We start from the raw sequence: 15,855 nt of genomic DNA, 5'->3' as shown, positions 1-15,855 counted from the left end.
CCGGGTGCGTGTGCGGGGTTGTACGGAATGGGCCGGGCAATGTGCCGGCGCCGGGCCCCGCCGGGCCCGGGTCCGGCCCGCGCCGCCTCGTCAGTCCGGGGTGACCGACCCGTCCGTCAGCCCGTCGTGCAGCCCCTGCACCAGCTGCTCGCCCAGGCGGGCGGTGAGCCGCAGCGCCCCCTCGAAGGCAGCCAGGTCGCGGAAGCGCTGCCCGTAGCGGCGCTGGTCGGCGAGCGGCAGGCGGGGCAGTTGGAGGCGGCGGACGTCGAGCCGGGTGGCGGTGGAGGCGTAGCTGCTGGCCTGCCGGTTGTTGGCGGTGCCACGCAGGAACCCGGCGAGGAACCAGGGGTCGAGGGCGGCCGGGTCGGGGCGCAGCAGGGTCAGGTTGCGGCCGAGGGCGGCGCCGGCGGTGCTGTCGTCGGTGACCCGGGCGACGGCGCCGCCGCCGAGGACGGGGACGACGACGTCGCCCGCCTGGAGGAGGACCGGTTCCTCGGCGGGCCCCGAGGCGGGCGCTTCGGGGAGGGTGCCGGAGGGGGCGTCGCCGCCGATGACGTCGTGGTCGGTGAGCACCGCGGGGGCTGCCCCGCCGGCCGGTGCGGTGCCGGCGCCGCCCGCGCGCAGCACCAGGGCGCCGGAGCGGGCCAGTTCGCCGACGGTGGTCAGCGGCCAGCGGGCGGGGCCGGCCGCGCCGCCGTCGGGGCGCGGGGTGAGTGCGGTGGTGCGGGCGAGGGTGGTGGTCAGCCGCTCGCGGATCCGGGCGAGTTCGGCGGGGCCGCCGGCCGCCGCGGGCGGCGGGAGGTGGCGGGCCGGGGCGAGGTCGACGTCGTCGTCGAGGAGGTCGATGGCGGCCAGCGACCGGCGGACGCCGGGCTGTTCCTCGATGCCGCCGTCGCGGTCGAAGGTCCGCCACGCCTCCACCGCAGTGGTCCGGACGGTCTGCCAGTCGGGCTTGTCGCGGCCGGCGGCCGGGCCGGGGGCGGGGCCCGCGGCGTCGACGACGAGGAGCTGCGGGGCGGGCGGGGTGGTGCCGGGCTTGCGCAGCACCCACAGGTGCAGCGGGACGCCGTTGGGCGGCGCGGCGCCGGCCGGCAGCGCGATGACCGCCCGTAGCGCGCCGCGGCGCAGCAGGTCGGCGCGGATCCGGCGGCCGGAGCGGCGGGAGGCGGCGGCGGGCGGCATGAGCAGCACGGCGGTGCCGCCCTCGCGCAGCCGGGCCAGCGCGTGCTGGACCCAGGCGAGTTCGGACTCGGTACGGGCCGGGAAGCCGTACTCCCAGCGGGGGTCGTAGGCGAGTTCGTCGTGGCCCCAGTTGCGTTCGTTGAACGGCGGGTGGACCAGGACGGCGTCGGCGGCGAGGTCGGGGAAGGCGTCGGCGCGCAGGGTGTCCGCGGCGCGCACCCGGACCTGGGCGTCGGGGGCGCCGAGGGCCAGGCGGAGCGCGGTGAGCGCGGCGAGGTCGGCGTCGGCCTCCTGCCCGTACAGGGTGACGGGGGCGTCGCTCTCCCCCGCCTCGCCCTCTCCCGCGTCGCCCTCCCCGGCATCGCGCTCCCCCGCGTCGCTCTCCTCCGCGCTGCGCTCCCGGGCGGCGGCCAGCAGGGCGCCGGCGCCGCAGGCCGGGTCGAGGACGGTGCCCGACGGGCCGGCCACGGCGGCCAGTTCGGCCATCAGCGCGGCGGGCCCGGGCGGGGTCAGGGTGTACTGCCGGGGGTTGGCGTCCAGATGACGGCCGAGCAGGAAGTCGTACGCCGCGGCGGCGCCGTCCGCGGCCGCGAGGTCGCCGGTGGCGCGGACCAGCGCGGCGGACGGGGCGAGCGCCTCGCGGGTCAGTCCGCGGACGGGGTGGCCGGGGCCGAGCCGGGCGGCGAGGACGGCGTCGAGCACCGCGGGCAGGACGCCGGTCAGCTCGGCGTCGTCGGCGGCGGCGCGCAGCTGCTGCCAGGCGGCGGGGCGGTCATGCGCCAGCAGCAGGACGGCGCCGGCCTGCCGCAGCGCGGCGGCGGCGCCCGCGGGATGGCCGACGAGCTGCTGCCAGACCCGCTCGCGCAGCGGAACCTCGGCGAGTTTCCCCTGGTCGCGCAGCCATTGCTCGATCTCACGGAGGGCGAAGGCGGGGCTGGTCTCGGTGCCGCCGACGGGCTTGGGGAAGTCGGCATGGCGGCGCCGCCAGTTGCTGACCGCGGCCCGGCCGACGCCGGCGAGCCGGGCGATGCCGGCGGCGGTCACCTCGGTGGGCCGGGCCTGTGTACCCGTCGGCACGGTCCTGGTGTCCGTCGCGTTGTCCGGCGATGCGTTGTGCGCCACCTGGCTGGCTCCCTCCGGTGACCCCCGAACCTCTCTGTGTCGGCAGCATACCCATTCACACCCAACCACCCCCTTCACGACGTGAACTCATCCAGTTCCTTCATTCGTGTTGACTCGGTTCACAGCCTCTGTTGTTATTGACCCATCGCTTCAGCGGAATTGGAACGAGTGCCCGGAAGGGGCCCCTTCGCATGTCTCACCAGATGCACTACCAGCCCACCCCGCAGGGCCCGGCCGGCGCTCCCGCCCCCCAGGCGGCCCGCAACGGGCTCGGCATCGCCGCCCTGATCCTCGGCATCCTCGGCGCCCTCAGCGGCATCCCGATGATCCTGTTCTGGCTGGCCGGCCCGCTCGGCATCCTGGCGCTGATCTTCGGTCTGGTGGGCCGGAGCCGCGCCAAGAAGGGCCAGGCCACGAACAAGGGCGTGGCACTGACCGGCGCGCTCCTGGGCGTGGTCGCGATCATCCTGGCCGTCGTGGGCGTCATCGTGACCCTGACGGCGGTCAGCAAGGCCGTCGACGAGGTGAACAAGCAGGTGGAGCAGAGCTCCGGCCAGCCGAAGGACGGCTCGGGCCAGAGCGCCAAGGAGCTCACCGCGGGCGCCACGGCCAAGTACAACAACGGCGTGCAGGTGACCGTCTCGAAGGCGACCCCCTACACCGTGAACCCGAGCACCCTCGTCAGCGGCCACGCCGACGGCAACAAGGCGTACAAGCTCACCGTCACGATCAAGAACACCGGCAGCAAGGCGTTCGACAAGCCCCTCGTCCAGACCAAGGCCCGGGTCAACGGCAAGGAGGCCCAGGAGGTCGACGACGACAAGCACGGCATCCTGCACCACGACTTCGGCAACTCGATCAACCCCGGCGCCACCGCCACCGTGGAGATGGTCTTCGACGCCCCGCCGACCGCGAAGGACCTCGACATCGAGGTCACCCCGGACCTCATGCTCGACGCCGTCCACTGGAAGCTGACGATCTGAGGCCCGCTCACCACGGCTTCCTCCCGCACTCCCGCCGGCCCGGCACCGCGACCCCGCGGTGCCGGGCCGGCGTCGTGCTGCCCGGGAACGGCCCGCCCCGCGGCCGCGTCTGAACCACTGCCGGCGCACGTCGGCCGCACCGTTCCGGCAGATACGTGCGTCCGTTCGAGTATCTTTCCGGCAGTTGAGAGTGAGTGAGGACCCTGATGAACACGGCCGCAGCAACGGCTGGGGGTGCCCCGGGACGGAGTACGGGGGAGAACGGCAGCACCGTGCCGGCGCCCCGGACCGCCGCCGCGGCCACCGCCTCCACATCCCCGGCACCCGAACGCCCCCCGGCCGGCCCCGGACCGCTGCGGCGCGCCGCCCGGCGCCTGCGGGAGCGGACCGCCCCGCTGCGCGTCCCCCGCCTCGACCCCTACTGGACCGCCGCGTTCTTCTTCCTCTGCTTCGCGCTGCTGGCCGTCTGCCGGTACCGCACGCTGTCCAGCTCCTCCTGGGACCTGGGCATCTTCGAACAGGCGATACGCGGCTACGCCCACTTCCGCGCCCCGATAGTCGACCTCAAGGGCCCCGGCACCAACATCCTCGGCGACCACTTCAGCCCCGCCCTGGTGGTGCTCGCCCCCCTCTACCGGGTCTTCCCCTCCTCACTGACCCTGCTGCTCGCCCAGGCCGCGCTGTTCGCGCTCTCCGCGATCCCGGTCACCCGGGCCGCCGCCCGCTACCTGGGCCGCCTCCCCGGCCTCGCCCTCGGCGTCGCGTACGGCATGTCCTGGGGGGTGCAGAAGGCCGTCGACTTCGACTTCCACGAGATCGCGTTCGCGCTGCCGCTGCTCGCCTTCGCCCTCGAAGCGGTACTGCGCGGACGGTGGACCGCGGCGGTCTGCTGGGCCGCCCCGCTGGTCCTGGTCAAGGAGGACCTGGGCGTCACCGCCGCGACGATCGGCGCCCTCGCCCTGCTCCGCACCCGCCGGGCCGGTCCGCTGCCGATCGCCCTGGTCGCCTTCGGCCTGACCGCCACCGCCCTCACCCTCGGCGTCCTCATCCCCGCCGTCAACGGCTCGGGCTCGTACGACTACTGGAGCAAGTTCGGCGCCGACGGCGGTGGCGCCACCATCCCGCTCGACACCGCCCTGCGCACCACGCTGTGGGTGCTGCTGCCCACCACCGGACTGCTCGCGCTGCGCTCCCCGCTCCTCCTGGTCGCGCTGCCCACCCTCGGCTGGCGGTTCCTCTCCCACGAGCCGCACTACTGGGGCATCGACTGGCACTACAACGCCGTCCTGATGCCGGTGGTCTTCCTCGCCCTGGTCGACGCCCTGCCCCGGGCCCGGGTCTCGTCCCGCCCCTGGCTGCGCTCCTACGCCCACCACCTGCCGGCCGCCGTACTGGCCGCCGCGCTCGCGCTGACCACCACGCTCCCCCTGGCCCGCCTCACCGAGGCCGCCACCTACCGCGTCCCGCCGGGCGTCACCGCCGCGGAGCGGCTGCTCGACCGCATACCCGACGGCGCGACCGTCGAGTCCGACATCCGGCCGCTGAGCCGGCTCACCGACCGCACCCGGGTCTTCTGGACCGGCGACACGGGCGGGCTGGCGCCGGACTACATCACCGCGCAGCTGCGCGAGCGGACGCCGCGGCAGCTGCTCGCCGAGGCGCGGGCGCGCCACCCGAAGTCCACCTACGTCTACCTCGGCGGGGCGGCGGACGTCGTGGTCCTCCGCCGGACGTCCGCCCGCTGACCCGTACGTCTCCGCCGGACCCGCCGGAGACGTACGGGGAGACCCGCGACGGGCGGGCCGTCAGCCCAGGACGGTCGTGAGGAACTCGCCCACCCAGGCGAGGAGTTCCCGTCCCACCAGCGGCTTGCCGCCGATCTTGCCCGTCGTGGGGCGGGGGACCAGGATCTGGCGGGTGGCCGGCTTGAGGACCGTACGGGGGTAGAGCCGCTTGAGGCGGAGCTCCTGGGACTCGCGCAGTTCCACCGGGCCGAAGCGGATGTTGGCGCCCTGGAGGGTGATGTCGGAGACGCCGCAGGAGCGGGCGAGCATGCGCAGCCCGGCGACCAGGAGGAGGTTCTCCACCGGCTCCGGCAGCTTGCCGTAGCGGTCGGTGAGTTCCTCGCGGACGGCGGCGATGTCCTCCTCCGTCGTGGCCGAGGCGATGGCCCGGTACGCCTGGAGGCGGAGGCGCTCGCCCGGCGCGTAGTCGTGCGGGACGTGCGCGTCCACCGGGAGTTCGATCTTGACTTCGAGGGGCGGTTCCTCCTCCACGCCGCCTTCGAGGGAGGCGCGGTAGTCGGCGACCGCCTCGCCGACCATGCGGACGTACAGGTCGAAGCCGACACCCGCGATGTGGCCGGACTGCTCGCCGCCGAGGAGGTTGCCGGCGCCGCGGATCTCCAGGTCCTTCATGGCGACGTACATGCCGGCGCCCATCTCCGTGTGCTGGGCGATGGTGGCCAGCCGCTCGTGGGCGGTTTCGGTGAGCGGCTTCTCCGGCGGATAGAGGAAGTAGGCGTAGCCGCGCTCGCGGCCCCGGCCGACCCGGCCGCGCAGCTGGTGCAGCTGGGAGAGGCCGAAGTTGTCGCCGCGCTCGACGATGAGGGTGTTGGCGTTGGAGATGTCGATGCCGGACTCGACGATGGTCGTCGACACCAGGACGTCGAACTTCTTCTCCCAGAAGTCGACGACGACCTGCTCCAGTTGCGTCTCGCCCATCTGCCCGTGCGCGGTGGCGATCCGGGCCTCGGGGACGATCTCGCGCAGCCGGGCGGCGGCGCGGTCGATCGACTCGACGCGGTTGTGGATGTAGAAGACCTGGCCCTCGCGCAGGAGTTCACGGCGGATGGCCGCGCCGATCTGCCGCTGCTCGTAGGGGCCGACGAAGGTCAGGACCGGGTGGCGCTCCTCGGGCGGAGTGGTGATCGTCGACATCTCGCGGATGCCGGTGACCGCCATCTCCAGGGTGCGCGGGATGGGCGTTGCGGACATGGTGAGGACGTCGACGTTGGCGCGGAGCTTCTTCAGCTGCTCCTTGTGCTCGACGCCGAAGCGCTGCTCCTCGTCGACGATGACCAGGCCGAGGTCCTTGAACTTGGTCTCGGAGGAGAAGAGGCGGTGGGTGCCGATGACGATGTCGACGGCGCCGTCCTTGAGGCCCTCCAGGACGGCCTTGGCCTCGGTGTCGGTCTGGAAGCGGGACAGCGCCTTCACGTTCACCGGGAACTGTCCGTACCGCTCGGAGAACGTGCCGAAGTGCTGCTGCACCAGCAGGGTCGTGGGCACGAGGACGGCCACCTGCTTGCCGTCCTGCACGGCCTTGAACGCGGCGCGGACCGCGATCTCGGTCTTGCCGTAGCCGACGTCGCCGCAGATCAGCCGGTCCATCGGGACCGACTTCTCCATGTCCTCCTTGACCTCGGCGATGGTGGTGAGCTGGTCGGGCGTCTCCGCGTACGGGAAGGCGTCCTCCAGCTCGCGCTGCCAGGGCGTGTCCGGGCCGAAGGTGTGGCCGGGGGCCGCCATGCGGGCGGAGTAGAGCTTGATCAGGTCGGCGGCGATCTCCTTGACCGCCTTCTTGGCGCGCGCCTTGGTCTTGGTCCAGTCGGCGCCGCCGAGCCGGTGCAGCGTCGGGGCCTCGCCGCCCACGTACTTGGTGACCTGCTCCAGCTGGTCGGTGGGGATGTAGAGGCGGTCGCCGGGCTGGCCGCGCTTGGCGGGGGCGTACTCGACGAGGAGGTACTCGCGGGTGGCGCCCTGGACGGTGCGCTGCACCATCTCGATGTAGCGGCCGACGCCGTGCTGCTCGTGGACGATGAAGTCGCCCGCCTCCAGGGTGAGCGGGTCGATGGTCTTGCGGCGGCGGGCCGGCATCCGGGCGCCGTCCTTGCCGGCCGCCTTCTGGCCGGAGAGGTCGGTCTCGGTCAGCACGGCGAGCCTGAGCCCGGGGTCGACGAAGCCGTTGTCGAGGGAACTGCACGAGACGTGCACGACGGACGGCGAGATCTCGGGCAGATCGGGGTCCAGGCGGGCCGCGATGCCCTCGCTGCCGAGCACCTCGACCGTACGGGCGGCGGGGCCGTGCCCCTCGGTGAGGAAGACCGTGCGCCAGCCGTCGGCCAGCCACTGCTTGGTGTCGGCGAGGGCGCGCTGGGTGTCGCCGCGGTAGGTGTCGGGCGCGTGCATGCCCAGCTTCAGGGTGTCGCCGTCCCCGGCGGCCGGCCCGTCGTCCGCCGCGCCGTCACCGGCGGAGAACTGACTCACCGACCACCACATCATGCCCAGCTCGCGGGCCCGGTCGCGGACGTCGGCGATGCCCCACAGCGAGGCGGCACCCACATCGATCGGCGCCGCTCCGCCGCCCGCGCTGGCCGCCCATGACGCCTGGAGGAACTCCTGGCTGGTCGCCACCAGGTCGGCGGCCCGGGTACGCACCCGCTCCGGGTCGCAGACGACGGCCATCGAGCCCGCCGGCAGCACGTCCAGCAGCAGCTCCATCTCGTCGACCAGCACCGGAGCCAGCGACTCCATGCCCTCGACGGCGATGCCCTCGGCGATCTTGCCGAGGAGTTCACCCAGCTCGGGATGGCGCTCGGCGAGCGCGGCGGCCCGGGTGCGGACCTCCTCGGTCAGCAGCAGCTCCCGGCACGGCGGCGCCCACAGGCCGTGCTCGGCGACCTCCAGCGACCGCTGGTCGGCGACCTTGAAGTAGCGGATCTCCTCGATGTCGTCGCCCCAGAACTCCACCCGCAGGGGGTGCTCCTCGGTGGGCGGGAAGACGTCCAGGATGCCGCCGCGGACCGCGAACTCGCCGCGCTTCTCGACCAGCTCGACCCGGGCGTACGCGGCCGCCGCCAGGGCGTCGACGACCTCCTCCAGATCGGCCGTCCCGCCCGTGCGCAGACTGACCGGCTCCAGGTCGCCCAGCCCCTTGACCTGCGGCTGGAGCACGGAACGGATGGGCGCGACGACCACCGAGACCGGGCCGGCGGTCGGGTCGTCGGCGCGCGGGTGGGCGAGCCGGCGCAGCACCGCGAGGCGCCGGCCGACGGTGTCCGAGCGCGGCGAGAGCCGCTCGTGCGGCAGCGTCTCCCAGGACGGGAACTCCACGACGGAGTTGTCCTCGCCGGCCGGCATCAGGCTGCGCAGCGTGGCGGCGAGGTCCTCGGCCTCCCGGCCGGTGGCGGTCACCGCCAGCACGGGGCGCTTCGCCTCGCGGGCGAGGGCGGCGATCGTGAAGGGGCGGGCGGCCGGCGGACCGACCAGATCGACGTGCCGGCGGTGTCCGTCGGCCGCGGCCTGCACCGCTTCGGCGAGCGCCGGGTCCCGTACGACGGCGTCGAGCAGACCAGTCAGGCTCATGAAAAGGTTCCGTCCCAGCAAGCGAGGCAATCAACGCGAACGGCCCGCGACGTGGCACGGGCGGGGCTGCCCACGATACGCCGGACCACCGACAACCCGCCGTCGGAGCGGCCGACCCCGCCCGGGGGGGCGCACCGCGCGGGGCCGGGAGTGTCCGGTCGGCGAGAAGCGCCGTTCCGCATCCCGGCCGTGCGTGGTTGGCTGTCGACCGGAACGGTGTCCGTTACACACACCGACGGTACGTCCGCGGAGGGGGAAGCGTGAGCCGCACGACCAGGGACAGTGACAGCCCCACGGACCGGGGCACGGGCGGCCCGGAGCCGGGCATACCGAAGGCCGGCGACCCGGCCGCCCGCCGGCGCGGCCCGGTCGTCGCGGCCCTCATGCTCGGCATGGCCCTGGCCGCGCTCGACGCCACGATCATCGCCACCGCCGTCCCGCAGATCGTCGGCGACCTCGGCGGCTTCGCGGTGTTCTCCTGGCTCTTCTCCGGCTATCTGCTGGCCGTCACCGTCACCCTGCCGGTCTACGGCAAGCTCTCCGACACCTTCGGCCGCAAGACCGTCCTGCTCACCGGCATCGTGCTCTTCCTCATCGGCTCGCTGGCCTGCGCCGGCGCCTGGAACATGGCGTCGCTGATCGCCTTCCGGGTCCTCCAGGGGCTGGGCGGCGGCGCGCTGCAGGGCACGGTGCAGACCATCGCCGCCGACCTGTACCCGATGAAGGAACGCCCCAAGATCCAGGCGAAGCTCTCCAGCGTCTGGGCCACGTCGGCGGTGGCCGGGCCCGCACTTGGCGGGCTGCTGGCCGCGTACGCCGACTGGCGGTGGATCTTCCTGATCAACGTGCCGGTGGGCGCGGTGGCGCTGTGGCTGATCGCCCGGCACTTCACCGAGACCGGACGCGGCGACCGGCCGGCCCGGCGCCCCCGTGTCGACTGGCCCGGCGCGCTGGCGATCTTCGTCTGCGGCGGGCTGCTGCTGACCGCCCTGGTCCAGGGCGGCGTCGCCTGGCCGTGGCTGTCCGCCCCGTCGCTGCTGCTGTTCGCCGGCAGCGCGGTGTGCGCGGCGGTCGTCGTCCTGATCGAACGGCGCGCCGCGGAACCGATCATCCCCGGCTGGGTCTGGCGCCGCCGCACCATCTCCGCGGTCAACCTCGCGCTGGGCGCACTGGGCCTGCTGATGGTCGCCCCGACCGTCTTCCTGCCCACCTACGCCCAGGCGGTGCTGGGGCTCGGCCCGACCGCCGCCGGCTTCGTGCTCTCCGTGATGACCCTCAGCTGGCCGGTGTCGGCGGCCCTGAGCAGCCACGTCTACAACCGCCTCGGCATCCGCAACTGCGCGGTGCTGGGCATCGGCACCGCCGGACTGGTCCTGCTCGCCTTCCCGCTGCTGCCCTACCCCGGCGCCGCCTGGCAGCCCGCCCTGCTGATGCTGGCGCTGGGCGCCGCCCTCGGCCTGTTCCAGCTGCCGCTGATCATCGGCGTCCAGTCGTCCGTCGGCTACGCCGAGCGCGGCACCGCCACCGCCTCGATCCTCTTCTGCCGCCAGGTCGGCCAGTCGGTCGGCGCCGCGCTCTTCGGCGCCGTCGCCAACACCACGCTCAACGCCCGCCTCGCGGACGCCCCTTCGGACATCCGCCCCGGCCTGCCCGGCGACCTCGACGCGGTCTCGCGCGCCCTGGAGCACGCCGGCGCCCTCACCGCCCACGCCACCGACTACCTCCGCCGCGCCGTCGCCGCCACCGTCGGCCACGTCTACCTCGGCGCCGCCGCGGCCGCCGCCCTCGCCCTGCTCGCGCTGGTCCTGCTGGCGCCGCGACGCTTCCCGGTGCACGCCGACGCCCCACCGGGAGGGGCCCCGGCCGGCGGGGCCCCCACGGGCGACGACGTCGGGGCCCGTACGGGCGGGACGGAGCCGGGCGCGACGTAGCGGCCCCGGTGCCGGACGGCCGGTCAGCGGCGCGGCCGGGGCAGCTCCGTCTCCAGGGTGTCCGCCTCGTCGGAGCCGGGGGCAGCGGCGTCCGGGCCGGCGCCGGCGGTCCCCGCGCGGTCCCCGTCGAGGTCGTCCGGCAGGCCCACCGGCGCCTTCCCGGTGAGCGCCGCCAGGCTGTTGCGCACGTGCGTCATGTGGATGCGCAGCTCCGCACGCTCCTCGTCGTGCTCGCGCAGGATCCGCTCGGTGGTCCGCTCGATCCGCTCCACCTCGACCTTTGCCTGCTTCAGCAGCCCGGCGGCCCGGTCCTCGGCGTCCTCCTGCCGGTGCCGGGCGGCCTCCTCGGCCTCCGCGTACAGCCGTCGGTGGTCGGCGAGCACGGCCCGCCCGCGGGCGTCCAGTTCCGCGACGAGGTCGCCGGTCGCCGCCTCCCGCTCGGCGATCTCCCGCCCCGCCGCGTCCCACCCCTCGGCCTGCTGCTTCTCCTGGTCACGCACCATCCGCTCGGTGCGCCGGACCGTCTCGTCCAGCGCCTCGGCCGCCTCCCCGCGCAGCGTCTCGGCCTCCTTGGCCGCCGCCGACACCATCCGCGCGGCCTCGTCCTGCGCCCTGATCTCCGTCCGCCGGGCCAGCTCGTCCGCCTCGGTGCGCAGCGTGTACGCCGCCTTGTCCGCCGCCTCCCGCGCCTCGCGCCCGTAGGCGTCGGCCTCGTCCCGCAGGTGCGCGGCGGCCTCCTCCGCCTCGGCGCGCAGCCGCTCCGACTCCGACTCCGCCGTGGTGAGGATCAACCGGGCCTCGGTGCCGAGGGATTCGTACGTCTGCGGCGGCAGCGTCGCCAGATGCAGCCGCACCGCGGCGAGTTCGGCCTCCATCTCGTTGCACAGGACGGTGAGCCGTGCGGCGCGCTCCCAGCAGGAGTCACGGTCGACCGAGAGCCCCTCGAAGCGGCGGTCCACGTCCTCCGGCCGGTATCCACGCCCTCGTACGGTCTCGAACCCGTGAGGCGACACCGATGCACTCATCCCTCAAGCCCCTCTGTGCAGTTACGCGCGCTGTTCTTCGGACCGGCCGGGATTCCGTGCCGTCGCGGCACGCCTACCGGCCCACTGCACCAGGATGCGTCATTTATCGGCAGAAGTCGGAATTGGATCATCGTTGTGGAGGGAGTGGAACAGCCGCTTCGCCCCACTTTCGTCCCACAGCAGCACCGACCCGGCACCGGCCACCATCACCCCGGGCTGATGCACCGGCACCGTGGCCGCCGCCCCACCGCCCCCGGCGATCCGCTTCATCGACCAGCCCATCTCCAGCAACTGCCCCACCCCGGCCCGCTCGTCCACGGTCAGCGCCGCCAACGACGCGTCCATCACCCGCGTCAGCCGGGACGGGTCCAGATACACGTCGGAGCCGGCCATCCGGTCCGCCACCGCGCCGAGCAGCTGCCGCTGCCGCTTCACCCGTCCGAGGTCACCCTCCGGGTCCGCGTAGCGCGCCCGTACGAACGCCAGCGCCTGCGTCCCGTTCATCCGCCGGCAGCCGGCCGGGAAGTCCGCCCCCGACCGCTCGTCGACGAGCGGCTTGTCCAGACACAGCCGGACGCCCTCCAGCGCGTCCACGATCCGCACGAACCCCAGGAAGTTCACCTCGGCATAGCGATCGATCCGCAGCCCGGTGGCCTGCTCCACCGTCCGGGTGAGCAGCTTCGGGCCGCCGTCCGCGTACGCCTCGTTGATCTTCCGGCTGCCGTGCCCGGGAATCGGGACGTAGCTGTCCCGCGGCAGGCTGACCAGGGTGGGGCCGTGGTCCCCGTAGTGCAGCACCATGATCGTGTCGGTGTTCCGCACGTCGTTGTTGCCGACGTGCAGCTCCCTGCGCTGCTGCCGGGTCAGCTCGGACCGGCTGTCGGAGCCGACCAGCAGCCAGTTCGTGCCGCGGCCCGGGGCCGGCCGGCCCGGATAGTCCGCAATCGCGGCCGTGTGCTGCAGCTGCCGCCCCGCCCGCATGTACAGCCCGGCCCCCGCCGCCACCACCAGGACCACCAGCACCAGCAGCACCGCCAGCAGCCAGCCCAGCCACGCCCACCGGCTCCGGCGCGGCCCCGGACCGCCCCACCGCCCGGCGGCCCGCCCGCGCGGACGCCGGCGCCGGCCACCGGCCCGGTACCGGGTCGCCGGCGACGACGACCACGACGGGGGTATCGGACGGCCCATATACGCATGGTCGAGGCGCCCGGCCCATCCCGCAGGTCGAACGCCCCGCCCGGGCACGGCACGGGGCCCGCCCGGGCCGCCCGCCGCCCTACAGCAGGCCGTCCCACATCTGCTCCAGCAGCACCGACCACCACGTCTCCGGCGAGCCCAGCGCCGGCGGATCCAGCGCCACCAGCTGCGCCTGGAAGTCGACGGTCCACCGGCCCGCCTGCTCCGGCGTCAGCCCGTACCGCAGCCGCCACATCCGCCCCAGCATCGCCAGGCACCGCACGAACTCCGGCAGCCCGCTGTTCACGAACTGCGGCGCGGCCGACTGCCCCCCGTGGGCCTCCATGGGCACCGCCACGATGTTCGCGGTCCCGTACTGGACACACAGCTGACGACCGAAGTCGTTGCCCATCACCAGATACGACCCGGCGTCCGGCGCAGGCTGCACCCCGCGCTCCAACGCCAGCTCCGCCAGCGTCGGCACCGGACGGTGCGGCTGTGCCTGCGCCCAGAAGAACGGCCCGAAGTCGACCGGCAGCCCGGCCCACACCAGCATCTGCGCCACCACGTCGGGCACGCCGTGCCGGGACACCGCCCGCTGGTCGAACCGGAAGATGCCCTGCGGCCCGAACGCCTGCTCCAGCTCCTGCCCGATCACCTGGGGCGGCACCGGTGGCGCCGGCGGCACCTGCGAGGGGTGCGGCAGCGGCACCCGCACCGGCGCCGGCCGCGCCGGACCGTCCGCGACCTGGTGCAACTCGCCCTGGTGCTCGACCAGATGCCGTACGCCCTGCTGACGCGAGGCGTGGTCCCTGCCGTACGCGGCGGTGTGGCTGATCCGCACCTGCGGCCAGTTGTCCCGGATCATCCGGGCGCAGTAGCCACCCGGCAGATCACAGCACTCCAGCTCGGTGTGCAGCTCCAGCACCTGCTGCGGCGGGACGTTCATGCCCCGCAGCTCGTGCAGCAGCTGCCACTCCGGATGCGGCGTACCCGGCGCCGAGCGGCGCACGATCTTCTGCTCCGAGCCGTCCGGCGCGCGGTAGCTCAGCACGGCCATGTAGCCCGGGCCGACCGTCGGCTGACCACTGGGCGCCTGCGGATAGCCGTACGCGCCCGGCCCGCCGGGGCCGCCCGTGGGGCCGGGCACTCCCGGCGGCGGGACGTGGGGGCCGGCCGGCGGCGTCGCGGGCGGCATGCCGGGACCCGCCGGGCCACCGGCACCCGGGCCGCCGGGCAGCGCGGCGCCACCGGCGAGCATCGTCGCCGCGGCGTGCACCCCGCCACCGGGGCCACCCGCGCCGGGGCCGCCGGAGACCGGCGGTGCGGGCGGCGGGGGCGGCCCGGCCGGACCACCGGTCTCCCGGCCGCCGCTCTCCGGGCCACCGGCGGAGGCACCGGGACGGCCGGGCGGACCGGGCGGCTTCGGCGCGCCGGGCACACCGGGCGGCGCCGGGGGCGCCGGCACACCCGGGCCACCGGCGGAACCACCGGGACCGCCGGCACCGGCCAGTCCGGCCTGCAGCGACGCGCCGTCGGCGAGCATCGTCGCCGCGGCGTGCACACCACCACCGGGACCACCAGGACCGCCGGCACCGGGGCCACCGGTCCCACCGGGCCGGTCCGCCCCGCCGGGCCCGTCCACCGCACTCAGATCAAGATCCGCGCCGTCCAGCTGCGACACCAGCTGCGTCGGTACGTAACCGCCGGCCGGCGCACCGGACGCCGCCGGGCCGCCGGGCGGACGCACCCCGGCCTTGCCCGTTTCGGCCTCCGCGAGCTTCGCGGCGTCCTGCGGCCCGCCCGCACGCCCCGCACCGGGCACGCCGGGCGGCGGGGGCGGCCCACCGGCCGCGTTACCGGGCAGCGAGGAGCCGTCGGCCAGCATCGTCGCCGCGGCATGCACCCCGCCCCCCGCGGGCGGTGCCGGCGGCGTACCGGGACCGGGCACGCCCGGTGCACCGGCGCCCGCCACACCCGGCGGGGGCGGCACATCGGCGACCGGCGGCCCCGACGGCGGCGGCAGGTCAGGCAGCCCGGGCACCGCCGGCGGTGCGGCCGGCATCGGCGGCGGCAGCGGCGCGCCACCGGGCCCGCCCGCCGGACCGCCGCCCGGCCCCGTCCCGTCCGGCAGCTCGACAGCCGGCGCCACCTGCGTACGCGGCAACTGGCTACCGCCCCGCAGCAGTTCGGTCTTGGCCTCGGGCCGGGCGCGCGGCGCGGCCGGCGCGTCCTCCTCGTCGAACCCGGCCAGCGGCGGCGCGAAGACCGTCTGGGGCAGCCCCACCGAAAGGTCCTCACCACCGCCGTCGCTGCTGGTGGTGTCCGCCGCGGCCCACGGCGTCGCCTCGGCCGGGGTACCCGACGCACCGGACCCGCCCGGCACACCCGGCACCGGACCCGTCTCCGCGGCGTCCGCACCGTCCTGTGAAACCCCGTCCCCGGCACCGTTGACGCTCACCTCGGCCCAGGCGTCCGAAGCGGAAGGAACGGCAGCGGACGGCACGGACGGGGTGGCCGGGGCCGGCGGCGCGGCAGGAGCCGGGCCGGCGGCTGCCGCAGCGGCCGGCGGCCCCGCCTGCGCGGGCACCGAGGGCGCGGACGGCGCAGCTCCGCTCCCCGCACCGCCCCGCCCGTCCGGGATGCCCCTCGCGTCCGCCGCCTGCTGCAGCCACTCCGGCGGCGTCAGCAGGAAGGACGTGGCCTCCAGATCGATACGCTGCGGCGCCGGCTCGGCCGCCCCGTACCCGCCGTCCGCGACCGCCCCGTACTCCTCCTCGTACCGGCGGATCACCTCACCCACCGGCAGCCCCGGCCACAGCGTCGTCTCCCCGCTGTCCCGCGCGATCACCAGCCGGGCCCGGCCGCCGCTCCGCTGCGCTCCGCCCCGGCTCTCTTCTTGCTCCCCGGATGCCGAGCCCGTCGACGGGCCCCCCTCGCGGTCCTCCGCCCAGGCCACGAAGCCCAGATCGAACTCCCGCACCCGCACCTCACGGTGCAGGGAGGCCGGCACGTCGCCGTTCACCCACCGCTCCGCGCGCTCCTGCGCCTGCGCGAACGTCACCAACGC

General features: G+C 75.1%; 8 protein-coding genes. 3 read left to right on the top strand and 5 right to left on the bottom strand.

Annotated elements, in window-relative coordinates; translation table 11 throughout:
• Positions 1-90 precede the first annotated feature (90 nt).
• The gene (locus OO62_RS07935; RefSeq protein ID WP_398742298.1) at positions 91-2,304 is read right to left on the bottom strand and encodes an N-6 DNA methylase; all 2,214 of its coding nucleotides are present in this window, start codon (positions 2,302-2,304) and stop codon (positions 91-93) included.
• Positions 2,305-2,495: 191 nt separating this feature from the next.
• Between OO62_RS07935 and OO62_RS07930 the strand changes: the two genes are divergently transcribed.
• Positions 2,496-3,287: a DUF4190 domain-containing protein gene (locus OO62_RS07930; protein ID WP_033266539.1), complete on the top strand. Its 792-nt coding sequence runs from the start codon at positions 2,496-2,498 to the stop codon at positions 3,285-3,287.
• A 206-nt stretch (positions 3,288-3,493) separates the two neighbouring features.
• Positions 3,494-5,032, top strand: coding sequence for a DUF2079 domain-containing protein (locus tag OO62_RS07925; protein ID WP_078617070.1), 1,539 nt, complete (start codon positions 3,494-3,496; stop codon positions 5,030-5,032).
• A gap of 60 nt (positions 5,033-5,092) precedes the next feature.
• On the opposite strand, the gene mfd is transcribed toward OO62_RS07925, so the two are convergent.
• Complete coding sequence (gene mfd / locus OO62_RS07920) at positions 5,093-8,653, bottom strand: transcription-repair coupling factor (protein WP_033266537.1); 3,561 nt, start codon at positions 8,651-8,653, stop codon at positions 5,093-5,095.
• A gap of 260 nt (positions 8,654-8,913) precedes the next feature.
• Between mfd and OO62_RS07915 the strand changes: the two genes are divergently transcribed.
• A complete protein-coding gene (locus tag OO62_RS07915; RefSeq protein ID WP_051732869.1) occupies positions 8,914-10,584 on the top strand; it encodes an MFS transporter in 1,671 nt (556 codons plus the stop codon).
• A gap of 23 nt (positions 10,585-10,607) precedes the next feature.
• Here the strand turns inward: OO62_RS07915 and OO62_RS07910 are convergent, their stop codons facing one another.
• From OO62_RS07910 to OO62_RS07900, 3 genes are all read right to left on the bottom strand, one after another.
• Positions 10,608-11,609 carry a coiled-coil domain-containing protein gene (locus OO62_RS07910; protein WP_033266536.1) on the bottom strand — a complete coding sequence of 334 codons (1,002 nt, stop codon included), beginning with the start codon at positions 11,607-11,609 and terminating at the stop codon, positions 10,608-10,610.
• Positions 11,610-11,708: 99 nt separating this feature from the next.
• Positions 11,709-12,590: an LCP family protein gene (locus tag OO62_RS07905; protein ID WP_228332648.1), complete on the bottom strand. Its 882-nt coding sequence runs from the start codon at positions 12,588-12,590 to the stop codon at positions 11,709-11,711.
• Between the two features lie 295 nt (positions 12,591-12,885).
• Complete coding sequence (locus OO62_RS07900) at positions 12,886-15,852, bottom strand: SUKH-4 family immunity protein (RefSeq protein ID WP_063738987.1); 2,967 nt, start codon at positions 15,850-15,852, stop codon at positions 12,886-12,888.
• Positions 15,853-15,855: the final 3 nt, after the last annotated feature.

This window comes from Streptomyces lydicus (assembly GCF_000717345.1).
GTDB classification, from domain to species: domain Bacteria; phylum Actinomycetota; class Actinomycetes; order Streptomycetales; family Streptomycetaceae; genus Streptomyces; species Streptomyces lydicus.
Note: the sequence above shows the minus strand (reverse complement) of the source record. Positions and strands in the feature narration are given on the sequence as shown.

What these genes read in the sequence shown, in the direction of transcription:
- OO62_RS07925 (WP_078617070.1), top strand. Translation starts at nt 3,494, where the DNA reads ATGAACACGGCCGCAGCAACGGCTGGGGGTGCCCCGGGACGGAGTACG.
- OO62_RS07905 (WP_228332648.1), bottom strand. Translation starts at nt 12,590, where the DNA reads ATGCGGGCGGGGCGGCAGCTGCAGCACACGGCCGCGATTGCGGACTAT.
- OO62_RS07930 (WP_033266539.1), top strand. Translation starts at nt 2,496, where the DNA reads ATGTCTCACCAGATGCACTACCAGCCCACCCCGCAGGGCCCGGCCGGC.
- mfd (WP_033266537.1), bottom strand. Translation starts at nt 8,653, where the DNA reads ATGAGCCTGACTGGTCTGCTCGACGCCGTCGTACGGGACCCGGCGCTC.
- OO62_RS07910 (WP_033266536.1), bottom strand. Translation starts at nt 11,609, where the DNA reads ATGAGTGCATCGGTGTCGCCTCACGGGTTCGAGACCGTACGAGGGCGT.